The sequence below is a fragment of the Ectorhizobium quercum genome (assembly GCF_026552795.1).
In the GTDB taxonomy this organism is placed as follows: Bacteria; Pseudomonadota; Alphaproteobacteria; order Rhizobiales; family Rhizobiaceae; genus Ectorhizobium; species Ectorhizobium quercum.
The window spans coordinates 1-20305 of sequence record NZ_JANFPI010000014.1; the positions used below are offsets into that span (position 1 = coordinate 1).

Annotated in this window: 22 protein-coding genes and 1 tRNA gene; 10 read left to right on the top strand and 13 right to left on the bottom strand. The window is 64.3% G+C overall.

Annotated elements, in window-relative coordinates:
* The 4 genes from NOF55_RS22880 to NOF55_RS22895 form a co-directional block, all read right to left on the bottom strand.
* Nucleotides 1-331, bottom strand: a 331-nt coding sequence (locus NOF55_RS22880) for an electron transfer flavoprotein subunit beta/FixA family protein (RefSeq protein ID WP_442342034.1), incomplete at its 3' end; no start/stop codon positions are given.
* A gap of 178 nt (nucleotides 332-509) precedes the next feature.
* Nucleotides 510-1280: a rhomboid family intramembrane serine protease gene (locus tag NOF55_RS22885; RefSeq protein ID WP_306413456.1), complete on the bottom strand. Its 771-nt coding sequence runs from the start codon at nucleotides 1278-1280 to the stop codon at nucleotides 510-512.
* 50 nt (nucleotides 1281-1330) lie between these two features.
* Nucleotides 1331-1909 carry a cob(I)yrinic acid a,c-diamide adenosyltransferase gene (locus NOF55_RS22890; protein ID WP_306413457.1) on the bottom strand — a complete coding sequence of 193 codons (579 nt, stop codon included), beginning with the start codon at nucleotides 1907-1909 and terminating at the stop codon, nucleotides 1331-1333.
* Nucleotides 1910-1930: 21 nt separating this feature from the next.
* Nucleotides 1931-2764, bottom strand: coding sequence for an SDR family oxidoreductase (locus NOF55_RS22895; RefSeq protein WP_306413458.1), 834 nt, complete (start codon nucleotides 2762-2764; stop codon nucleotides 1931-1933).
* A 132-nt stretch (nucleotides 2765-2896) separates the two neighbouring features.
* On the opposite strand from NOF55_RS22895, the gene NOF55_RS22900 reads away from it, so the two are divergent.
* Entirely contained in the window at nucleotides 2897-3811 is a 915-nt protein-coding gene (locus NOF55_RS22900) for a YihY/virulence factor BrkB family protein (protein WP_306413459.1), read from the top strand.
* Here the strand turns inward: NOF55_RS22900 and gluQRS are convergent.
* On the bottom strand, nucleotides 3782-4666 hold the full coding sequence (gene gluQRS, locus NOF55_RS22905; protein WP_306413460.1) for a tRNA glutamyl-Q(34) synthetase GluQRS: 885 nt from the start codon (nucleotides 4664-4666) through the stop codon (nucleotides 3782-3784). The two genes, NOF55_RS22900 and gluQRS, sit on opposite strands and share 30 nt — an antisense overlap.
* 34 nt (nucleotides 4667-4700) lie before the next feature.
* On the opposite strand from gluQRS, the gene NOF55_RS22910 reads away from it, so the two are divergent.
* Together NOF55_RS22910 and NOF55_RS22915 are read left to right on the top strand one after the other, a co-directional pair.
* On the top strand, nucleotides 4701-5342 hold the full coding sequence (locus tag NOF55_RS22910; RefSeq protein ID WP_306413461.1) for a DNA-3-methyladenine glycosylase family protein: 642 nt from the start codon (nucleotides 4701-4703) through the stop codon (nucleotides 5340-5342).
* A gap of 107 nt (nucleotides 5343-5449) precedes the next feature.
* On the top strand, nucleotides 5450-6007 hold the full coding sequence (locus tag NOF55_RS22915) for an HNH endonuclease (protein ID WP_306413462.1): 558 nt from the start codon (nucleotides 5450-5452) through the stop codon (nucleotides 6005-6007).
* 12 nt (nucleotides 6008-6019) lie between these two features.
* Here NOF55_RS22915 and NOF55_RS22920 read toward each other — a convergent pair whose 3' ends face one another.
* Complete coding sequence (locus NOF55_RS22920) at nucleotides 6020-6532, bottom strand: disulfide bond formation protein B (protein WP_306413463.1); 513 nt, start codon at nucleotides 6530-6532, stop codon at nucleotides 6020-6022.
* 228 nt (nucleotides 6533-6760) lie between these two features.
* Here NOF55_RS22920 and NOF55_RS22925 point away from each other — a divergent pair.
* Nucleotides 6761-6845 (top strand) — tRNA-Leu (locus tag NOF55_RS22925).
* Nucleotides 6846-7015: 170 nt separating this feature from the next.
* On the opposite strand, the gene NOF55_RS22930 is transcribed toward NOF55_RS22925, so the two are convergent.
* The 6 genes from NOF55_RS22930 to secA all read right to left on the bottom strand — a co-directional run bounded on the left by NOF55_RS22930 (nucleotide 7016) and on the right by secA (nucleotide 15004).
* Nucleotides 7016-7663 (bottom strand): outer membrane protein, encoded by a 648-nt coding sequence (locus NOF55_RS22930; RefSeq protein ID WP_306413464.1) that lies wholly within the window; start codon nucleotides 7661-7663, stop codon nucleotides 7016-7018.
* 196 nt (nucleotides 7664-7859) lie between these two features.
* Nucleotides 7860-8195 (bottom strand): hypothetical protein, encoded by a 336-nt coding sequence (locus NOF55_RS22935; protein WP_306413465.1) that lies wholly within the window; start codon nucleotides 8193-8195, stop codon nucleotides 7860-7862.
* Between the two features lie 72 nt (nucleotides 8196-8267).
* A complete protein-coding gene (locus NOF55_RS22940) occupies nucleotides 8268-9521 on the bottom strand; it encodes a GNAT family N-acetyltransferase (RefSeq protein ID WP_306413490.1) in 1254 nt (417 codons plus the stop codon).
* Nucleotides 9522-9547: 26 nt separating this feature from the next.
* Complete coding sequence (locus tag NOF55_RS22945) at nucleotides 9548-10942, bottom strand: lipopolysaccharide biosynthesis protein (protein WP_306413466.1); 1395 nt, start codon at nucleotides 10940-10942, stop codon at nucleotides 9548-9550.
* 61 nt (nucleotides 10943-11003) lie between these two features.
* Nucleotides 11004-12194, bottom strand: coding sequence for an acyltransferase family protein (locus NOF55_RS22950; RefSeq protein WP_306413467.1), 1191 nt, complete (start codon nucleotides 12192-12194; stop codon nucleotides 11004-11006).
* 95 nt (nucleotides 12195-12289) lie between these two features.
* Entirely contained in the window at nucleotides 12290-15004 is a 2715-nt protein-coding gene (gene secA / locus NOF55_RS22955) for a preprotein translocase subunit SecA (protein ID WP_306413468.1), read from the bottom strand.
* A gap of 241 nt (nucleotides 15005-15245) precedes the next feature.
* On the opposite strand from secA, the gene NOF55_RS22960 reads away from it, so the two are divergent.
* From NOF55_RS22960 to NOF55_RS22985, 6 genes are all read left to right on the top strand, one after another.
* On the top strand, nucleotides 15246-16091 hold the full coding sequence (locus NOF55_RS22960; protein WP_306413469.1) for a peptidylprolyl isomerase: 846 nt from the start codon (nucleotides 15246-15248) through the stop codon (nucleotides 16089-16091).
* Nucleotides 16092-16170: 79 nt separating this feature from the next.
* Nucleotides 16171-17412 carry a bifunctional glutamate N-acetyltransferase/amino-acid acetyltransferase ArgJ gene (gene argJ / locus NOF55_RS22965; protein WP_306413470.1) on the top strand — a complete coding sequence of 414 codons (1242 nt, stop codon included), beginning with the start codon at nucleotides 16171-16173 and terminating at the stop codon, nucleotides 17410-17412.
* A 6-nt stretch (nucleotides 17413-17418) separates the two neighbouring features.
* Complete coding sequence (locus NOF55_RS22970; RefSeq protein ID WP_306413471.1) at nucleotides 17419-18192, top strand: GNAT family N-acetyltransferase; 774 nt, start codon at nucleotides 17419-17421, stop codon at nucleotides 18190-18192.
* A gap of 1 nt (nucleotide 18193) precedes the next feature.
* Nucleotides 18194-18625: an 8-oxo-dGTP diphosphatase MutT gene (gene mutT, locus NOF55_RS22975; RefSeq protein ID WP_306413472.1), complete on the top strand. Its 432-nt coding sequence runs from the start codon at nucleotides 18194-18196 to the stop codon at nucleotides 18623-18625.
* 107 nt (nucleotides 18626-18732) lie between these two features.
* Nucleotides 18733-19050 (top strand): hypothetical protein, encoded by a 318-nt coding sequence (locus tag NOF55_RS22980; RefSeq protein ID WP_306413473.1) that lies wholly within the window; start codon nucleotides 18733-18735, stop codon nucleotides 19048-19050.
* A gap of 88 nt (nucleotides 19051-19138) precedes the next feature.
* Nucleotides 19139-19321, top strand: a complete 183-nt coding sequence (locus NOF55_RS22985) for a Flp family type IVb pilin (protein ID WP_306413474.1) — start codon at nucleotides 19139-19141, stop codon at nucleotides 19319-19321.
* A 60-nt stretch (nucleotides 19322-19381) separates the two neighbouring features.
* Here the strand turns inward: NOF55_RS22985 and NOF55_RS22990 are convergent, their stop codons facing one another.
* Nucleotides 19382-20245, bottom strand: coding sequence for a methyltransferase domain-containing protein (locus NOF55_RS22990; protein WP_306413475.1), 864 nt, complete (start codon nucleotides 20243-20245; stop codon nucleotides 19382-19384).
* Nucleotides 20246-20305 lie beyond the last annotated feature (60 nt).

Below are 20305 nucleotides of genomic sequence, written 5' to 3' on the forward strand. Positions count from 1 at the left end.
CGGGTTCTTCCGAAGCCACGACGGCCTTGAGCAGCTTGGCGACCGACAGCGGCTCGACCGTCCCGTCGGTCTCGATGAGGATCGCCCGGTCGGCGCCCATCGCAAGCGCCGTCCTCAGCGTTTCCTCGGCCTTGGCCGGGCCGATGGACACCGCCACCACTTCCGTTGCCTTGCCCGCTTCCTTCAGCCGAAGCGCCTCCTCCACCGCGATCTCGTCGAACGGGTTCATCGACATCTTCACATTCGCAAGCTCGACGCCCGACCCGTCCGCCTTCACGCGGATCTTGACGTTGTAGTCAACAACCCGCTTAACGGGCACCAGAATCTTCATAAGGTTTCCTCCTTCAGCGAGCGCCAGCAATGCGGTCTGGCGATCTTATGACAAGCCAAGGTCGGTCGGCGACATGGATACGCATTTTTGCCCCGATTACAATGTTTCCCGAACCGGGAGGCGCGATTCATTTAAGAGTAATTTCCGTTTACGTCAACGTAAGTATTGCCCGTGGCGATCATCCGCGGCGATCACCCCACGGCCCTTTCCCGTTCACCGGAATAGCGGCCGGCTTCTTGGTTTCCACGGCCTGAGGCGTGACGATGGTGCGGTCGAACAGCGGCACGCCACGGCGGCGCATCAACGGTACGAGAAGACCACCGGCCAGGATGCCGCCGACATGCGCGCCCCAGGACACGTTGCCGCTCGTATCCAGGACGAGCATGACGAATTGCTGGCCGATCCACAGCAGAAGCGGGATCCAGGCCGGCAGCGGCAGCGGGATGCGGAAAAGCACCAGAACCCAGACCCGCACCCGGGGATGGAGGATGACATAGGCGGCGATGACGCCCGATACCGCGCCGGACGCACCGATCAGCGGCCCCTGGGATGTCGGCATGAGCAGGCCGTGCATCAGCGCGCCGGCGGCGGCGCAGGCGAGATAGAAGATCAGGAAGCGGACGTGGCCGAGCGCATCCTCCACATTGTCGCCGAACACCCACAGAAACAGCATGTTGGAGCCGAGATGGAAGATATCCGCGTGCAGGAAGGCATAGGTGATGTAGGTGGCGTCCGCCGGCACGAGAACGAGCGAGGGCTCCAGCACCGCATAGTCGAAGGCCACGGCGGGAATGAAGCCCAGGCCGGTCGCGGTGCGCATGGCCGCCTGCTCGCCGATCAGAGGGCCGGTGATGAGCCAGATCACGACGTTCATGACGATGAGCGTGATCGTCACGTACTGCGTCCTGATATGCTTGAGGCCGTTGCTGTCGTGCAGCGGAATGAACATGGCGATACGGCCTCCGTTCGTGTTTCAAGGTTTGCGTTCCGGTCCCGGTCCTAGCGGTTCTTGCCCGGCACCCAGAGAATGTCGGCCTTGCCGCCGTCATTGGTATGGCGGGCGGCGACGAAAAGGAAATCCGACAGGCGGTTGATATATCCGATGGCGGCGGAACTGACGATCTCGTCCTCCGTCTTCGACAGCGCCACCATCTGGCGTTCGGCGCGGCGGGCCACGGTGCGGGCGAAATGCAGCCAGGCGGCGGCGGGCGAGCCCCCGGGCAGGATGAAGGACCGTAATGGATCGAGCGTTGCATTCAGCGCGTCGATTTCCGTTTCCAGCCGGATGACCTGTTTCTCGACGATGCGCAGCGGCTCGTATGCGAGCGGCTCGCCGGTGTCCGGTGCGGCCAGATCGGCGCCGAGGTCGAAAAGGTCGTTCTGGACGCGCGCCAGCATGGCGTCGAGATCCGGCTGGTCCACGGTGTGAAGCCGGGCGAGGCCGATCACGGAGTTGGTTTCGTCCACCGTTCCGTAGGCCTCGACGCGCAGGTCGTGCTTCAGCCGGCGCGGGCCGGACACCAGCCCGGTCGTGCCGTCATCTCCGGTTCTGGTGTAGATCTTGTTGAGCTTGACCATGAATCATGTCCTCCGAAAGGGTCATTCTACCTTGCCCATGAGCCGGTAGAACAGTGCCGACGGCAGAAGGCGCTTCAGCAGCATGGCCTGCCTTGCCGGAACGGTCACGGGATAGTGGGGCCGGGGGCGTCTTGCGGTCAGGGCGTGCTTCAGCGCCTTGTAGACGGCTTCCGGGCCCAGCTTGAAGCGGTTGACGGTGCCCCGGCCTTCCAGCCGGGCAAGCTGGCGGCGATAGCTTTGCGCATGCGGGGAACTGTCGAGGTCGATCGTGTCCTTGAGATGGGCCAGCGCATTGGCGGTGAAGCGCGAAGCGATCGGGCCCGGTTCGATCAGGCTGACATGGATGCCGGTGCCTTCCAGTTCCATGCGCAGGGTGATGGAAAGCCCCTCCAGCGCGAATTTCGATGCGGCATAGGCGCCGCGATACCGGTAGGAAACCACGCCGAGGATCGACGAGCATTGCACGATGCGGCCGTGCCCCTGCCGGCGCATGTAGGGGATCACCTGGCGGGCCAGTTCATGCGGGCCGAAGAGATTGGTTTCGAACTGGGCGCGCAGTGCCGCGGTCGGCAGGTCCTCCACCGCGCCGACCTGCCCGTAGGCGCCGTTGTTGAACAGCGCGTCGATGCGCCCGCCGGTGCGGGAGGCGATTTCGCCGACGGCGGCGGTGATCGTCGCCCCGTCCCTATAGTCGAGGGTCAGCGCCTCCAGTCCGTCGGCTTCAAGCGCGGCGCGGTCTTCGGGTTTGCGCACCGTGGCGAAAACCCGCCAGCCGTCGGTTTTCAATGCCCGCGCGCAATGGGCGCCGATGCCGGATGAGCAGCCGGTGACGATGATGACGGGACGGTCGGGCATGGAATCATTCCTTTGCGATGCGCAGCCGATTTTCCACATTCCCGGCACCGAAACAATGTGCAGTGCGATCAGGTTTTCGTTGCATAGCTTGGGCGAATAGGGTTTCTGGGCTGGGAGACGCATGGAGACACGATGCCCACGATCTTCAGATTCCTCTACAAGGTCCTGTTCGACGCGCTTTATCACTTCACCGAGGACGACGGATGGGCGATGGCGAGTCATGTGGCGCTGTCGACACTGCTCGCGATCTTTCCCTTCCTGATCTTCGCGGCCACGCTTGCCGGTTTCCTGGGGGCCGACCAGTTCGCCGATACGGCGGTGCACCTCATCTTCGACACATGGCCGGAGGCGATTGCGGAGCCGCTTGCAGCACAGGTGCAGCAGGTGCTCACCGTTCCGCGCGGCGGCCTTCTGACCATTTCCGTGCTGGCGGCCTTCTACTTCGCCTCCAACGGGGTCGAGGCGCTGCGCGTTTCGCTGAACCGCGCCTATCGCGTCAGCGAGAACCGCTACTGGTATCACACCCGCCTCGCCAGTCTCGGCTATGTTCTCGTTGCCTCGGTTATCTTCGCGGTCGTCAGCGTCGTGCTGGTCGCCGTTCCCGTGGCCATCGGCATCATCGGCGAGCGCTTGCCGTGGCTGACGGACATCCTCACCACGGTTTCCGACTGGAGCCTCTATTTCACGGTTCTCATCCTCGTCGTCGGCCTGTTCGTCGTGCATCTCTTCCTGCCCGCCGGCACGCGGCGGCTGGGCGACGTGGTGCCCGGTATCATCCTGACGCTGGTCGCGTGGCTGATCGGCGGCATTGTCTTCGCCTTCTATCTCTCCAAATTCGCCAACTACACCGCAACCTATGCCGGTCTGGCCTCCGTGATGATCGCGCTGGTCTTTCTCTACATGGTCGGCGTCATTTTCATGGTCGGCGCGGAGTTCAACGCCGCACTGATGAAATACCGCGTGCGCTACACGCTGGTGCGCGGCGGCCCGTTCAGCCCCGACCGGCGCCGCGGGCTGTCAAAGCCCGATCATGACGCGGATGTCTGAGGGCGTCCGCCCTTCTGCCCTCAGCGCGGCCAGGGAGGTCGAGCCGTCGCTTTTCGAAAGCTTGCGTCCGTCCGCACCGAGGATCAGCCGATGGTGATGGTAGGCCGGTTCCGGCAGGCCGAGCAGCGATTGCAGAAGCCTGTGCAGGTCCGTCGCGGCGAAGAGATCGAGGCCGCGCACGACATGGGTGATCCCCTGAAGCGCATCGTCCACCACGACCGAAAGATGGTAGCTCGACGGGGCATCCGAACGTGAGAGAACGGCATCTCCCCAGCGGGCAGGCTCGGCGCGGATGAGGCCCGTTTGCCCGTCGCCGCTTTCGTGAAAGGTGAGCGGGCCGGCCGGATGGGCGATGGCCCTCTCCATGTCGATGCGCCAGGCATGGCGCCTGCCGTCCGCCATCAGGGCGCGGCGTTCGCTTTCGGGCCGCTGCCTGTCCACCGGCGGATAGAGGCGCGCGCCGTCGGGATCGCGCGGCCAGGGCCTGCGGTTTTGGTCTTCCCATGCGCCGACCCACGTCCTGATGTCGCCGCGCGTCATGAAGGACGGGTAGGCGAGGCCTTCCGCCGCCAGCCTGTCGAGTGCTGCGCGGTAGGCGTCGAAATGGTCGGATTGCCGGCGCACGGGCAATTCCCAGTCGAGGCCGAGCCAGTGCAGGTCCTCAAGGACCGCCTGTTCCAGCGCCGGCGTGCAGCGGCTCTGGTCGATGTCCTCGATGCGCAGCAGGAAGCGTCCGCCGGCGGCCGCGGCCATGTCGAAGTTCAGGCAGGCGGACAGGGCATGGCCGAGATGCAGCCGGCCGTTCGGGCTCGGTGCGAAGCGGAAGACGGGTCTTTGACAGGCGCGTTGGGGCATGTTCTTTTCCTCTCCGATTTCGAAAGGAACCGCAATGGCGAACATCCGCGCGCAGGAGGATATCCGCCGGGGCCTCGAAGCCCTGCTGGCGGCCGATCCGGCCCTGGTGCCGGTGGCGGACGCCGCGGGGCCGGTGCCGCTCAGGCTGTCGGAACCGGGTTATGCCGGTCTTGCCCATATCGTCGTTTCGCAACTGATTTCGCGCGCGGCGGCGCAGGCCATCTGGGCGCGCATGGCCGCGGAAGGGCCGGTGACGGCGGCGTCGTTCCGCGGCCTCGACGATGAAGGCATGCGCCGTTTCGGTCTTTCCCGGGCCAAGGCCGCGACGCTGCGGCGCGTGGCCGTCGAGGTCGACGAGGGCCGTCTCGACCTTGCCGCACTTTGCGGGCTCGATGCGGCGGACGCGATCGGGCAACTGACGGCGATCCCCGGTATCGGCCCGTGGACGGCGGAGATCTACCTGATGTTCTGCGCCGGCCATCCGGACCTGTTTCCGGCCGGAGACGTGGCCCTGCGCCGGGCCGTGGCGCATGGGCTGGGCCTGCCGGAGGCGCCGGAGATCAAGGCGCTTTACCGGTTTTCCGAAAGATGGGCTCCCTTGCGCTCGGTTGCCGCGCGGCTGTTCTGGGCCTATTATGCGCGGCGGATGGGGCGGGATGTGCTGCCTGCCGTCTGACGGGACGTTTCAAGAAGTTGATCCCGATAAGCGAAAGCGGCTTCACAATCCTGTCACGGCGCGCCTAATATAGATGGTGCAGATGCCGAATCGCTCAGGAGAATCGCTTGACGATTGCAGTCTCTCCCCAGGCCTTGCCGGCGCTCGTCTTGAACGCAGACTACAGGCCGCTCAGTTATTATCCCTTATCGCTCTGGTCCTGGCAGGACGCGATCAAGGCGGTTTTCCTCGACCGTGTGAACATCATCGCGGAATACGATCATTCGGTTTCGTCGCCCACGTTCTCGATGCGGCTGCCGAGTGTCGTCTGTCTCAAGACCTTCGTGAGACCGGCCCGCAATCCGGCGTTCACGCGCTTCAACGTCTTCCTGCGCGACAAGTTCGAATGCCAGTACTGCGGTTCGGAGGACGACCTGACCTTCGATCACGTCATTCCGCGCGCACATGGCGGCCAGACCACCTGGGAGAACGTCGTGGCGGCCTGCGCGCCGTGCAATCTGCGCAAGGGCTCGAAGCTGCCGAAGGAAGCGGGAATGCTGCCGCGCCAGAAGCCGTATCAGCCGACCGTGCAGGACCTGCACAATAACGGCCGCCTGTTTCCGCCGAACCACCTCCACGAAAGCTGGCTCGACTATCTCTACTGGGACACGGAACTGCAACCCTGATCCGGGTCGCCCTTACGCTTTCCTGCGGGCGCCGGCGAGGGCGATGCCGGCAAGGACGAGGCTTGTGATCACGTTCCAGCCCGCGAAGGACAGGCCGAGCACGCGCAGCGATGCCTCCGAGCAGGACGGCGGCTTGACGCGGTCGAGATCGCCGAGAAGGTCGAGCGCATTGGTCGTGACCGCGTTGACGCTGGTCGAGCAGTCGGCGGGGCCGGCCCAGAACTGCCATTCCACGCCCGCGTGATAGACGCCGAGGCCGGCGCTGACGACCATGATGAGGCCGAGAACGACGAGCAGGCCGCGGCTGATCCACGACGGCGCGCCGAACCACGAGGCGAGCACGGCGAGGATGCCGACTGGCAGGCCGACATAATAGGGGATGCGCTGGATGAGGCAGAGGGCGCAGGGGATATAGCCGCCGATATGCTCGAAACCGAGCGCCGCGCCGACCGTGCCGGCGATGCCGAGGCTGGCGATCGTTGCCAGACCGGTGCGGGAGAAGAGACGATCACGCGAAAGAAGCATGAAAAGATTCCTGTCTGCTGTCGGAAAGCGTGCATGTTCCGAAGACGGACGCGCAGGCGGCGTGCGTCGGGCGCCACTCATACGCCTGTGCCGCCCGGCAGTAAATGGCTCGGGGCAGGCGCGGGCTTTGCCGCGGCATCAAATGTTGCGTGAAGCCCTCCTTTCAAAAAAACCGGTTGACCGAACCGCCGCCCTCCTTATATTCCCGCCCGAAAGCCGCACGGCTTTGCCCCATTGGCGGAATTGGTAGACGCGCTCGACTCAAAATCGAGTTCCGCAAGGAGTGCTGGTTCGACCCCGGCATGGGGCACCATTTTCGCTTGCGCGACGCTGCCTGCCAACCCGTCGCGCCGTTTTCTCTCTTCCCGTTGCCGCGACCTTTGGTCGCTTCGCTCCTGTGGGACGCTGGACAGGTGCACCACGCGACGCAATGAAAAAGCCCGGAGTTTGGGCTCCGGGCTTTCATCAAATCAAAATGAGTTCTTAGAACTTCACGCCGATGCCGACCGTGAGAAGATGCTGCTTGAGGTCGGCGTTGACCGGGACGCCAAGCACGTCGACGTTCTTGTCGCCAAAGTCATTGAAGCGATATTCAAGCTTGGTGAAGATATTGTCGGTGAAGGCATAATCAACGCCAGCGCCCACGGTATAGCCATTGAAAGTCTTGGTTTCCTCGCCGGCCCCGCTGATGTCGATGTAACCGCGAGTGATCGCCCAGCCGCCAGTCGCGTAGATAAGGGCCCTGTCGATGGCGTAGCCGACCTTGGCGCGGACGGAACCGGACCAGTCGGTTCCAACGTCAACGGCATCCAGATAGGTGTTTTCGTTCCAGTCGTAGGAAACGTCGCCTTCAAGCCCGAGAACGAAATTGTTGTCGAACTGGTATTGGTAGCCACCGAACACGCCAAACCGGCCGCCGTTGAAATCGTCGGACGCGGTTGCGCCTGCCGCACTGAAATCTCCGTCGAGCCAGCTCCCGCCACCTTGAATGCCGAGGTAAGGGCCGGACCAAGTGAAGACCGGTGTCGCAATTTCGGCAACCGGCGGCTGGGGAGCTTCGTAAACGACATCGGCCGCCATTGCCACGGAGGCAGAAAGAGCGATGAGCGACGTGAGAATAAGTGACTTCATGGTTTTATACTCCTGATTGATGACGCCTGTAATAGCGGCATTCGCTCATAAAGTGTGTAACTCGTGCGCCACATTACAATAAAAAAGTGTTTTTGCTATTATATGCAATCTTTGGTGTGCGTTGAGGTGCGTTTTCTTTCCTGAAACTCGGAGATTGGTGAAGACGGTGCCGTGAGCGCGTTCGAGCACGCTCCATTCATTTGCGCCGCTTCGCCCGGTAGGCGATCAGGGCGATCAACGCCAGGCAGACGAGTGCCGTCGGCCAGAAGTCCGTCGCCTGGTCCCACGACCATCGCCACATGAGATAGCCGTCGAGATGCGGCGGCGGCATCTGGACGGATATCTCGTAGTCGCGCTTTTCACGCCCGTGGAAGTGTCCTGCCGCGAAGGCCAGCCCCGCGACGCCAGCGGCGCGCCACGTCAATATCAGCCGGAAGATCAGCGTGACGATGGCGGCCATGACGAGGGCTTCCACGATGTGGCCGGCCCAGTCCCACTCGCGCTGGATATAGGCCCAGTCTATCTGGCTCATGAGCTTTCCCTGTAACGATCCGGGTCCTGGTTTGCTGCCTGCTTCGCCGCAGCCGTTCCGGCGAAGGAAGCCTCAGTCCCGCCCGGTCATGGACATGATGCGGTTGCGCAGCATGCGCGCCATGTTGCGCGTGTTGCGGTAGAGATGAAGCTGCGAGGCGGCCTGCCTGACGTCGCGGTCGCTGTTGGGCGTCAGGCCGATCACGATTGTGCCCATTTCCATGCGTTCCTTCCACATGCGGCTCATGACCGGATGATCGGGGACGGCGCAGGAATCGGTGCGTTCGACGTTGGCATCGTCCAGATGCCATTCGGTGAGGCGGGCGACGAGCAACTTTCCGGGCGAATAGGCCGAATAGGCCTCGTCATAGGCCGTTTTCCATGTGAAGGCCTCGCCGGAAGCCACGAAGACGATCATCGAGGCGATCGCCTGGCCGTTGAAATCGAGTGTGTGGATGCGCACGGAATCGGATTCGGACAGGTTGGTGATCGCCTCGCGCACGAAGGCGGAGCGATAGCGGTCGATCACCATCGCGGTGCGCTTGCGGCCTTTCCAGCCGTTGGCTTCCAGCGCGAGGAACTCCTCCATTCGGATGCGGACGTCGTCCGGCGTGCGGGCGACGTTGTAGGCGAGTTCGCCCTGGGCCGACAGCTTGTTCCACAGGCGGCGCATGTCGCGCGTATGGTGGGCGGACATGGCATCGCGCAGATAGGCCTCGCCATCCAGCACGCTTTCCAGCATCGGCCGTTCCAGGTTGCCGGTTACGGTCACGGGCAGGTTGCGGCCGATCGCGATGGTGCGCACCATCCGTGCGAACGGGCCGTTCAGGCGCATCTCGGGCAGGACCAGAACGCCCGGCAGGCCGGCTTCGGGACGGTTGAGCCCGACGAGCAGGTCATCGATGGTCTCGGCGGCGCCTTCGGTGTCGACGAGGGGCGTGCCGAGCGGCACGAACGGATTGGCCCAGGAACGGACAATCGACGGACCGACGGAAAAGCCGGGCTTTTCGACCGAGAACGGCATCAGCAGCCGCATGCGGCTGCGGGTCGGGCTTTCGTCCCGGATGATGGCGATGCGGATGTTGCGTTCGTCGAGCCGCGGCATGGCGGGTGCCAGAAAGCGGGCCATGAAGAATACGTTCGGTTCCATCGCGCGCCGGGAGAGGAAATCGAGTTCGTCTTGCAGGTCGTAGCCGGCACGGGCCGGATAGATGCAGAACTGGCGCTGTTCTCGCCCGACGAGAAAGGCGCGCTCGGCGTCCGGGCGCTGCATGGCGTGTCCGGCACCGCTCAAGGCGCCGACCATGCGGTTGGCGTTGGAGTTCATGCTCTCGTTGTAGACGGGTGTCTGTGTCATGACGAAGCGACCTCTGCGGAAACGGTAGGTGTTTGCCGGCTGGCGAAGGCGAAGAGCGCAATGCCCAGCGTTCGCCGAACCGCGATATGGAGCAGCAGGGCCTCGACGCCGGTGGCCGTGGCGGTTGCCAGGGCGGCGCCGGTGAGACCGAACAGCGGAATGAGCAGGACGTTGAGGGCGATGTTGACCGAGAGAATGCCGGCATAGAGCGCGGCGCAGAGCTTCTGCCGGCCGGCCATCGACAGGAGGATTTCGCCCGGCCCGACGAGCGCCTTCATCATCGTGCCGAGAAAGAGGATCGCCATCAGCGGATAGCCCTCGGTGAAGGCGGGCCCGAAAAGGCCGAGCAGCAGCTTGCCGGCGGCCAGCACGCCGAGCCCCACCGCCAGCGACGGCCAGAAGGTCCAGCGCGCCGCCTTCGCGGCGAAGACGGCAAGCGCCGGCGTGTCCTGCCGGGCGATCAGGACCGAGAAGCGGGGGCCGGCCGCGGCCTTCACGGAGAAATAGACGAACTGGACGAGAGCCATCGTCTTGGCCGCCGCGAAATAGACGGCCACCCGATCCGGCGGCAGGTAGAAGCCGACGATCACCACATCGGCATTGGTCAGCAGGAAGCCGAAGCCCTCGATGAGGAAGATCGGCAGGGCGACGCGGAACCAGGCCATGAAATCGATGGTGCGCGGGCCGTGCAGGTAGCGTTTGCGCATGCGCCAGGAAATGCTGACGAACTGGACGAGCGTCGTCAGGTAGGTGGCGGCCAGCGCCGCCTGCATGGCGGTCGTCGCCGTTGCCGGACGGCCCCAGAAGACGGCGGCGACCATGAAGAGAAGAATCAGGGACGGCCGGAGGATATAGGTCTGGCTGAAGGCGGAGATCGCCCAGCTATTGGCGCGCGCCGTGCCGTCCAGCACGTCGCCGAGTGCGATCATGGGCAGGGTGACGAGGCCGAAGAAGGCAGGCACCACATAGATCGGATTGACCTTGTCCTGCAACAGGAAGAGGGCCGCGAAGCCGGCCGCCGCCAGGGCCGTCGCCGAGAACATGGCGAAGACCCGCGCGGTGAAGGTCAGCCCCCGGATCTCGGACCGGGCGTCTTCCAGGTGATATTGCGGCAGGAAGCGGATAATGGCCGAGTGGAAGCCCAGACAGGAGAAGTTTCCGAACAGGATCACCAGAATCCAGATGAAGACGAAGATGCCGTATTCGAACTCGCCCATGAGGCGGGCCTGAACGATCTGCGAGACGAAGGCGATGCCGGCGCTCACGATCCGGATGGTGAATGCGGTCAGCGCCATTTTCTGAGCATGAGCGGTTTCGTCGCCCGCCCGGAGGCGTTCGGCAAAGCGCTGCCCGGCAGGCAAGATGTTCTCCGCTGCACTTCGGATGCTCATGGTGAAACGCAATACTTCCTATGAGGAAACGGCCCGTTCTGCCAGTTTTGGCAGATCAGGGTTAACGAAGTGTGCCGCCGCAGGTTTCCGGGCGTGGCGTCGTATTGCGCGGGACGATGCCGTTCATGAGGAAAAGGGCTGTCCGGCTGCGGCGGATGAGCCTGTGGGCGCCGTAGGATAAAAGGCCGGTTGCCGCGACCGTCAGCAGGAATTCGACCGTTGGCGGCCAGGCCACCAGCAGGAAGCCGGTCGCCAGCGCGTAGATGATCGGATGATGCAGCAGGTAGATCGTGAAGGATGCATCGACGATGCGGTCGACATGCCTGTTCGGACGGTTCCAGTGGTGGTGGGCGTAGCCGATCAGCAGCCGGCTCGTCATGAGGGCGGCGGCAGCGCTGGAGAGGATGTTGACGAGATCGAAGATACCGCTTCCCGCTCGCGTGAGGGAGGCGATCACCGCCGTCAGGACGGTCGCCGCCGGCAGGACCCAGCCGTGCGGAAGCGCGAAGGCGTGGCGGACGGCGGGTTCGCGTCTCAACAGGGCGCCCAGCGCGAAATAGGGCAGGTAGCGCAGATAGGGATCGAGCCCGCGTGCTGCGAGCGCCGGCAGGCCCGGGCCGAAGCCGGCCAGTTCGATGAAGGCGGCGCGCAGCGTCATTTCCCAGACCATGACGACAGCCATGACCGCCAGGAAGACGATGCCGCGCCGGCGTTCGAGCCACAGGCGGAAGCGGTCCATGAGGGCGGCTGGCGTTCCGGCGACGGACCGGCACAGGGCGGCGGCGGTGCAATAGGCCATCAAGGCCGGCAGGAACCACAGGTGCATGATCCAGTCCACGCCCGGGTGCAGGATCTCGGAACGCGCGTGGACGAGGGCCTCGTCCATCGTCGGCACGGTGTGGGTGATCCCGGCGGCGAGGTTCATGAAGAAGAGCTGCGGCGGTGCGAGAAGCAGCAAGCCGGTGAGGAAGGGAACGCCCAGCCGGATATAGCGGCCTTTCAGCCAGGGTCCTGCCGGCCTTCTGGCCAGCATCATCGCCGCGAAATAACCGGAGACGATGAAGAAGGCCGGCATGCGGAACGTCACCAGCACGCCGCCGAGAAAGGTCAGGACCGCGCTTTGCTCCGGCGAGTGGATGTCCCAGAGGACGGCGGTGTTGTAGGTCATGCTGGCATGGTAGGGAATGCCGAGCAGCATCAGCAGCGCGCGCAGCATATCCCAGCCATGCTCGCGCCGTTGTTCTCCTGACATCGCACGGGTTCCCTGACGCAAAAAAGGGAAACGGGCCGGAAGGCGCCGTTTCCCGTTTTCGGGACCAGTCTTGAAGCGAAAGGCTTAAAAAAGCCTCAAGCTTCCAGAGTGCCGTGGCAATGCTTGTACTTCTTGCCGGAACCGCAGGGGCAGGGCTCGTTGCGGCCGACGCGGCCCCAGGTCAGGGGATCGGCCGGGTTGCGGTTTTCCGGCGCGACATAGCCGGGCGCCTGTGCGCCGGCCGTTTCCGTGAAGTCGTCCTCGCCGGTCGAGGCGTCGAGGTGATGGGCTTCCATCACCGGCGTCTGCGGCAGCGGCGCCGGTTCCTGCGCCAGCTCGACGCGCATGAGCTGGGCGGTCACGCCTTCGCGCAGGTTGGCGAGCAGCGCCTGGAAAAGCTCGAAAGCCTCGGACTTGTATTCCTGAAGCGGGTCGCGCTGGGCATAGCCGCGGAAGCCGACGACCGAGCGCAGATGGTCGAGGTTGACGATGTGTTCGCGCCAGAGATGGTCGAGCATCTGGAGGACGACCGACTTCTCGACATAGTTCATCAGCTCGGGGCCGAAACGCTCGGCCTTGTCGGCCATGTGCTTGTCGGCAAGCTCCGTCAGGCGCTTGAGGATATCGTCTTCGGCGATGCCCTCCTCCTTCGCCCATTCCTCGATCGGCAGGTCGAAGGCGAGAACGCGCAGCACGTCGGACTTCAGTCCCGCGACGTCCCATTGCTCGGCATAGGCCGTTTCCGGGATGTACTTTCGGACCAGAATCTCGATCACTTCCTGACGCATGTCGGCGATGGTTTCCGAAATGCTTTCGGCATCCATCAGCTCGATGCGCTGCTCGAAGATGACCTTGCGCTGGTCGTTCAGCACGTCGTCGTATTTCAGAAGGTTCTTGCGGATGTCGAAGTTTCGGGCCTCGACCTTCTTCTGGGCGCGTTCCAGCGCCTTGTTGATCCACGGATGGACGATGGCCTCGCCTTCCTTCAGGCCGAGCTTCTGGAGCATCGAATCCATGCGCTGCGAACCGAAGATGCGCATCAGGTCGTCCTGAAGCGACAGGTAGAATTTCGAGCGGCCCGGGTCGCCCTGACGGCCGGAGCGGCCGCGAAGCTGGTTGTCGATGCGGCGGCTTTCGTGGCGTTCCGTGGCGATGACGTAGAGGCCGCCGGCGGCCAGCGCCTCTTCCTTGAGCTTCTGTATCTCTTCGCGAATCGCCTTTTCCCGGGCGTCGCGCTCCGGACCTTCCGGCATGTCGGCAAGCTCGCGCTCGAGGCGCATTTCGACATTGCCGCCGAGCTGGATGTCGGTGCCGCGGCCCGCCATGTTGGTGGCGATGGTGATCGCGCCCGGCACGCCGGCCTGGGCGACGATATAGGCTTCCTGCTCGTGGTAGCGGGCGTTCAGGACCTGAAAATCGTTGAAGCCGGACTGGCGCAGCATGGTGGCCAGCAGTTCGGACTTTTCGATGGACGTCGTGCCGACCAGCACCGGCTGGCGGCGCTTGTGGGCGTCCATGATCTCGGCGATGATCGCCTTGAACTTTTCCTCGAAGGTCCGGTAGACCTCGTCGTCCTCGTCGATACGCTGGATCGGCAGGTTGGTCGGCACTTCCACCACGTCCAGACCGTAGATGTTGGCGAATTCCTCCGCCTCGGTCGCGGCCGTGCCCGTCATGCCGCCGAGCTTCGAATACATGCGGAAATAGTTCTGGAAGGTGATTGAGGCCAGCGTCTGGTTTTCCGGCTGGATCTGCACCTTTTCCTTGGCTTCCAGCGCCTGGTGCTGGCCTTCCGAGTAACGGCGGCCCGGCATCATGCGGCCGGTGAACTCGTCGATGATGACCACCTCGTCGTTGCGGACGATGTAGTCCTTGTCGCGGTGGAACAGCTTGTGGGCCTTCAGCGCATTGTTCAGGTGATGGACGATGGAGACGTTCTCGACGTCGTAGAGCGACTCGCCCTTCAGCATGCCGGCGTCGCGCAGCAGGTTTTCCAGCTTTTCCGTCCCGGCTTCGGAGAAGATCGCCGTGCGCTGCTTTTCGTCGATCTCGTAATCCTCCGGCGTGAGCTGCGGGATGAAGGCGTCGATCGTGGTGTAGAGGTCGGAGCGGTCGTCGAGCGGACCGGAGATGATGAGCGGCGTGCGGGCCTCGTCGACGAGAATCGAGTCCACTTCGTCGACGATCGCGTAATTGTGACCGCGCTGGACCATCTGGCCGCGGTCGTATTTCATGTTGTCGCGCAGATAGTCGAAGCCGAGTTCGTTGTTCGTCGCGTAGGTGATGTCGCAGGCATAGGCCGCGCGGCGCTCATCGTCGTCCAGGCCGTGGACGATGATGCCGGTCGTCAGGCCGAGGAAGCCGTAGAGCTTGCTCATCATGGTGGCGTCGCGCCGGGCGAGGTAATCGTTCACCGTCACGACATGCACGCCCTTGCCGGCGAGCGCGTTGAGATAGACCGGAAGGGTCGCGACGAGCGTCTTGCCCTCACCGGTCTTCATTTCGGCGATGGCGCGCTCGTGCAGGATCATGCCGCCGATGAGCTGGACGTCGAAGGGGCGCATGCCGAGCACGCGGCGCGAGGCCTCGCGGGCCACGGCAAAGGCGGGAATGAGAAGATCGTCGAGCGTCTTTCCGGCGGCGAGTTGCCCGCGGAATTCGACGGTCTTGGCTGCCAGCGCCTCGTCCGAGAGGGCTTTCATCTGCTCTTCGAGCGCATTGATCTCGGCCACGCGGGGACGATGCCCCTTGATGCGGCGATCGTTCGAGGAGCCGAACAACTTGCGGGCGATACCGCCAAGGCTGACCATCGTCTGGTCCTTTCTGAAGTCTCATCCGGGCCCGCCCGTGACTGTCGCGCCGATGCGGCCGACATTTTTTCACCGGCTTTGCCCGGAAACTGTTCTGGACGCGGGGTTGCGTGACAGATAAGAGGGGGGCCGAATGATGTCAACGGGACAGGCCGCTTCATAAAGGCCACATTCCCGGGCTTAAGCAGGGTTTCCGCCGGAATTTCCAGCCAGCCGGCATCCATCTAAAGAGGGTTACGCAATGTTCGCCTACAAGAAATTCGCCGTCGTTGCCGTCGTGACGCTGGCAGGGCTCGCCGGACAGGCCCATGCAGAGGACAAGGTCGTCGCGAAGGTCGGCGATATCGAGATCCTTCAGTCCGAACTCGACCTGGCCGTCGCCAATCTCGATCCGCAGCTTGCCCAGCTTCCGGAAGACCAGAAGAAGGTCGCGGCCCTTTCGTCGGCCATCGACGTGAAGCTGTTCGTCTCCAAGGCCAAGGCCGAGCAGCTCGATGCGACGGAAGATTACAAGACGCGCATGCAGTATCTCGCCGACCGCGAGTTGCACAATGCCTATTTCCGCAAGCACATCGTCGATACGGTGACGCCGGAAGAGGTGAAGGCGCGCTACGAAACTGAAATCGCCGGCCTGCCGAAGCAGGAGGAGGTCCACGCCCGCCACATCCTCGTGGCGACCGAGGACGAGGCCAAGGAAGTCATCGCCGCGCTCGACAATGGCGGCGACTTCGCGGCCCTGGCCAAGGAAAAGTCCTCCGATTCCAACAAGGACGAAGGCGGCGATCTCGGCTTCTTCAGCCGCGGCCGCATGGTTCCGGAATTCGAGGAAGCCGCCTTCGGCCTCGAGCCGGGTTCCTACACCAAGACCCCCGTGCAGACGCAGTTCGGCTTCCATGTCATCAAGACCGAGGAAAAGCGCGACGTTCCGCCGCCGCCGCTGGAGGAAGTCGAGCAGCAGGTCCGTCAGCTCGTCATGCGCGAGAAGTATCTCTCCCAGCTCGAAGCCGCCAAGAAGGACGCCAAGATCGAGATCGAGGACGAGGCGCTCCGCAAGGGCTACGAGGAAGTGAACCAGCAGCAGCAGTAAAACGGGATCGCGGCGTCCGCCGGCAGGCGGGCGCCGCGCTCTTCCGCCGTTCGACGCCAGGCACGATCAGGGTATGCCCATGTCCGTTTCCGTCTCTCCGCTCGCCCCGCAATCCTATCCGGCCATGCCCGCCATCTCCGGCGTGCGCATGGCGACCGCCGCCGCCGGCATCAAGTACAAGAACCGGACCGATGTGCTGCTGATGGTCTTCGACCGCCCGGCTGCCGTCGCCGGCGTGTTCACCCGCTCGAAGTGCCCGTCCGCCCCGGTCGATTTCTGCCGCGCCAATCTGCCGCACGGCGTCGCCCGCGCGGTGGTCGTCAATTCCGGCAATGCCAATGCCTTCACCGGCATGAAGGGCAGGGCCGCGACGGCGCTGACGGCGAAGTCGGCGGCCGAGGCGGTGGGCTGCGCCGAGACCGAGGTCTACCTGGCCTCGACCGGCGTGATCGGCGAGCCGCTCGACGCGACGAAGTTCTCGGGCGTTCTCGGAACGATGCAGGCCGATGCCAGGGGCGATTTCTGGACGGAAGCGGCCAAGGCGATCATGACGACCGACACCTATCCGAAGGTCGCCACCCGGTCGGCGGAAATCGACGGCGTGAAGGTGACGATCAACGGTATCGCCAAGGGCGCCGGCATGATCGCGCCGGACATGGCGACGATGCTGTCCTTCGTCGTCACCGATGCCGATATCGATTCCCATGTTCTCCAGGTTCTGCTGGCGCAGGGCGTTGGCCCGACCTTCAATTCGGTGACGGTCGACAGCGACACCTCGACCTCCGACACGCTGCTGCTCTTTGCGACCGGTGCGGCGGCTGACCAGGGGCAGCGCCGGATCGAGAAGCCGGACGACCCGCATCTCGACGGCTTCCGCGCCGCACTCAACGACCTCCTCAAGGATCTGGCCTTGCAGGTGGTGCGTGACGGCGAGGGCGCCCGCAAGATGGTGGAAGTGACCGTGAGCGGCGCCGAAAGCGATCTCGCCGCCAAGCGTATCGCATTGTCCGTCGCCAATTCGCCGCTGGTCAAGACCGCCGTCGCCGGCGAGGACGCCAACTGGGGCCGCGTCGTGATGGCCGTCGGCAAGTCCGGCGAAATGGCCGACCGTGACCGGCTGGCGATCTGGTTCGGTGATGTCCGCGTGGCCGTCGACGGCGAGCGCGACCCGGCCTATTCGGAGGCGGCGGCCACCGCGGTCATGGAGCGGCAGGATATCACGATCCGCGTCGATCTGGGCATCGGCACCGGCACGGCGACCGTCTGGACCTGCGATCTCACCAAGGAATACGTTGCCATCAACGGCGATTACCGGAGCTGACGGCCCATGCAGATCCCGTCCTCGACCGGAACCCTCCCGCTTGTCCGCCGACTCGAGGCCGTCGGCTTCCGCGCCTGGCCGGCGGCGACCGTGCAATATGACGGAAGCTGGCAGATCCGGCTGAACGGCGGGCATCCCTCGAAGCGTCTCAACACCGTCGTGCCGCTCGATCCGTCTGACGCCGGCAATCTCGACATGCGGCTGGAAAAGGCGCGCCGGAAGTTCGAGGCCTACGGGCGGCCGCTCATCGTGCGCGAAACGCCGCTGATGGCGGCGGCGTTGCGGGAGCATCTGGAAGAAAGCGGCTGGTCGGTGTTCGAGGAGGTGCTGGTGATGACCCGCAGCCTCGAGACGCTGGACCTGCCCGACACGATGGACCATCTGCCGGGCCACGATATCGGCCGCTTCGTCGAGGCGTATATCAGGATCAGCGGCGCCGATCCGGCGCTTCGCCCGGCGCTTGCGGAGATCATCAGCTCGATCAAGCCGGCTGTCGGCCTTTTCCTGAAGGAAGCCGTGGAGAACGAGCCGCAGGCGGCGGTGCTCTGCGTGCAGGACAACGACCTGGCGGGCATCATGTCGCTCGCCGTCGCCGCTTCCGAGCGCCGCAAGGGCTACGGGGCCGAAATTGTCGCCGCCGCGCTGCGCTGGGCGCGGGTCCGCTCGGCGCGGACCGCATGGTTGCAGGTCGTTTCCACCAATGAGGCGGCGCTTGCCCTTTACGAGCGCTTCGGCTTCACCGAAGCCTATCGCCATCGCTATTGGCGCAAGGGAGCGTGAGATGACGGACGCCGCCGTGACCGGGACCGCCGGGCGCAAGATTCTTCTCGTCGCGGCCTGCGCGCTCATCGATCCGGACGGCCGCATCCTTCTGGCGCAACGGCCGGAAGGCAAGAACCTTGCCGGGCTGTGGGAATTTCCCGGCGGCAAGGTGGAGCCCGGCGAAACGCCGGAAGAGACGCTCGTCCGCGAGCTGGAGGAAGAACTCGGCGTCGTCACGAAGGTGGCCTGCCTGGCGCCGCTGACCTTCGCCAGCCATACCTACGAGACCTTCCACCTGCTGATGCCGCTTTACGTCTGCCGCCGTTTCGAGGGGATCGCGACCGGCCGGGAAGGACAGGCCCTCAAGTGGGTGCGTCCGGCCCGCCTGCGCGACTATCCGATGCCGCCCGCCGACGAGCCGCTCATTCCGTTTCTTCTCGATCTGCTGTGATTATCCACAGTCCGGCGCCATAAACGGGGCTGCGTTAACAGTTGGTTTAATTCCTTCTGTCAAATTCATTTCGAATTCAATGTAATTTTGCGTTGACGAGGTTCGAAATGGGAAACGAGGATTCCTGGAAGGATGTCCGGCTTCGGCATCGGGCGTCTCGTTCCTCGTACAGGACCGGTGCTCTCAATCTGGCGCTTCTGTTCGGTACGGCGATCGTGGCGTTGACGCTCATCCTGACGCCGATTCTCGCCAGCAAGCACGATAGCCGCAGCCTGGCGCTCATCGCGGACGATTTCGACCTGCTCACAACGGGTTCGGTGCCCCCGCGCCCGCACGGCAAGTCCTATTCGATCCGCCGCAGCGTCTTGCAGGAAACGCCGGGCTCCGTGTGTATCGTCGAGGGATACGGCAACGGCGCCTGCTGAAGCGGAGCGGCATGGGATTCCCGGCATGGGCGGCGCAGGCCGGACGAGCCGGCACTGTCTGGTCCGGTTTCGTTTCGAGGAGTTTCCCATGTCCATGTCGCGGCTCTGCCGTCGTTTCCTGCGGTCCGAGGATGGCGCCACCGCCATCGAATACGGGCTTCTGACCACGCTCATCGCCGTGAGCCTCATCGTCGGGGTCGAGGCCATCGGAAACAATATCAGCAACCTGCTTCTCGACGTGAACACCAGGATCGAGGACGCAGACGGCTGACCGGCTTGCGGCAGGTCGGCCTGTACCTGAAGAGGCGTGGCCGGCTCTTGCCGGATCGGCCTATTCTTTCGCCTTCAGCGCATCGGCCAGCCGCATGCGGGCGGAGCCGGGCTTGAGCGGCTTCTGCTGGCTTTCATGCGGAGACCAGGCGGAGACGTAGAGGATCGAGAAGGTCGCGCGGATGCGGCCGTCCGCATCGGAATAGCGCTCGGCATAAAGCTGCGCCGCCCGCATGAAGAAGGCCCGGTTCAGCGGCTTTCGGCTTCGGCCCATCAGGGGATTGGCCATACCCATCGCGCGCAGGTCCTTCATGAGGTCGAACATCGTGTCGTAGCGCACGGTATAGTTTTCCATGTCGACGACGGGCAGGGCAAAGCCGGCCCGTTGCAGCAGGGCGCCGATGTCGCGCACATCCGCGAAGGGGATGACGCGCGGGCTGGCGCCGCCGGTTAGGGCGGCCTCGGTCGCGAGCAGTACGTCGCGCAGTTCCTGCAACGTGCCGGCGCCGGGAATGGCGGCGAGGAACAGGCCGTCCGGCACCAGCGCCCGGTTGATCTGCACGAAGACGCCGGGCGTGTCGTTGGTGACATGGAGGTTGAGCGGGGAGACGACGAGATTGACCGAGCGGGCGGCGAGCGGCAGCGTTTCCAGCGGCGCTTCGCCGACATTATCCGGATTGCCGGTGCCCTCGAGTTCCACGCGTTGCATCTCGCCGACCTTGCCGGTGGCGATGCAGGCCCTGCCGGCGGCGCCGGTGACGCCGAAAAGCTCGACGCCTTTTTCGAAGGTCCGCTCGACGACGGAGAGCCTGTCGGCGATTTCCTCCGCGGCGAGATCGATCAGGAAAGCGGCGCGGGGATCTCCGGCCCTGAGGGCGCGGCGGCGGTTGGCGGCGATGAGATCCTGATCGAAAAGAAGGTCCATGATGACACGCTCCCGTCTTATGGGACTTCGCAAAGGCGCCAGCCTTGGCGTAATGTCAAG

Excerpts from the sequence above, each read along its gene's own strand:
- NOF55_RS22940 (WP_306413490.1), bottom strand. The coding sequence starts at position 9,521 with ATGAACTCCAACGCCAACCGCATGGTCGGCGCCTTGAGCGGTGCCGGA.
- NOF55_RS22950 (WP_306413467.1), bottom strand. The coding sequence starts at position 12,194 with ATGTCAGGAGAACAACGGCGCGAGCATGGCTGGGATATGCTGCGCGCG.
- NOF55_RS22990 (WP_306413475.1), bottom strand. The coding sequence starts at position 20,245 with ATGGACCTTCTTTTCGATCAGGATCTCATCGCCGCCAACCGCCGCCGC.
- NOF55_RS22895 (WP_306413458.1), bottom strand. The coding sequence starts at position 2,764 with ATGCCCGACCGTCCCGTCATCATCGTCACCGGCTGCTCATCCGGCATC.
- NOF55_RS22985 (WP_306413474.1), top strand. The coding sequence starts at position 19,139 with ATGTCCATGTCGCGGCTCTGCCGTCGTTTCCTGCGGTCCGAGGATGGC.
- argJ (WP_306413470.1), top strand. The coding sequence starts at position 16,171 with ATGTCCGTTTCCGTCTCTCCGCTCGCCCCGCAATCCTATCCGGCCATG.
- NOF55_RS22885 (WP_306413456.1), bottom strand. The coding sequence starts at position 1,280 with ATGTTCATTCCGCTGCACGACAGCAACGGCCTCAAGCATATCAGGACG.
- NOF55_RS22960 (WP_306413469.1), top strand. The coding sequence starts at position 15,246 with ATGTTCGCCTACAAGAAATTCGCCGTCGTTGCCGTCGTGACGCTGGCA.
- NOF55_RS22910 (WP_306413461.1), top strand. The coding sequence starts at position 4,701 with ATGGCGAACATCCGCGCGCAGGAGGATATCCGCCGGGGCCTCGAAGCC.
- NOF55_RS22935 (WP_306413465.1), bottom strand. The coding sequence starts at position 8,195 with ATGAGCCAGATAGACTGGGCCTATATCCAGCGCGAGTGGGACTGGGCC.
- NOF55_RS22930 (WP_306413464.1), bottom strand. The coding sequence starts at position 7,663 with ATGAAGTCACTTATTCTCACGTCGCTCATCGCTCTTTCTGCCTCCGTG.
- NOF55_RS22980 (WP_306413473.1), top strand. The coding sequence starts at position 18,733 with ATGGGAAACGAGGATTCCTGGAAGGATGTCCGGCTTCGGCATCGGGCG.
- NOF55_RS22890 (WP_306413457.1), bottom strand. The coding sequence starts at position 1,909 with ATGGTCAAGCTCAACAAGATCTACACCAGAACCGGAGATGACGGCACG.
- mutT (WP_306413472.1), top strand. The coding sequence starts at position 18,194 with ATGACGGACGCCGCCGTGACCGGGACCGCCGGGCGCAAGATTCTTCTC.
- NOF55_RS22945 (WP_306413466.1), bottom strand. The coding sequence starts at position 10,942 with ATGAGCATCCGAAGTGCAGCGGAGAACATCTTGCCTGCCGGGCAGCGC.
- gluQRS (WP_306413460.1), bottom strand. The coding sequence starts at position 4,666 with ATGCCCCAACGCGCCTGTCAAAGACCCGTCTTCCGCTTCGCACCGAGC.
- NOF55_RS22970 (WP_306413471.1), top strand. The coding sequence starts at position 17,419 with ATGCAGATCCCGTCCTCGACCGGAACCCTCCCGCTTGTCCGCCGACTC.
- NOF55_RS22900 (WP_306413459.1), top strand. The coding sequence starts at position 2,897 with ATGCCCACGATCTTCAGATTCCTCTACAAGGTCCTGTTCGACGCGCTT.
- NOF55_RS22920 (WP_306413463.1), bottom strand. The coding sequence starts at position 6,532 with ATGCTTCTTTCGCGTGATCGTCTCTTCTCCCGCACCGGTCTGGCAACG.
- secA (WP_306413468.1), bottom strand. The coding sequence starts at position 15,004 with ATGGTCAGCCTTGGCGGTATCGCCCGCAAGTTGTTCGGCTCCTCGAAC.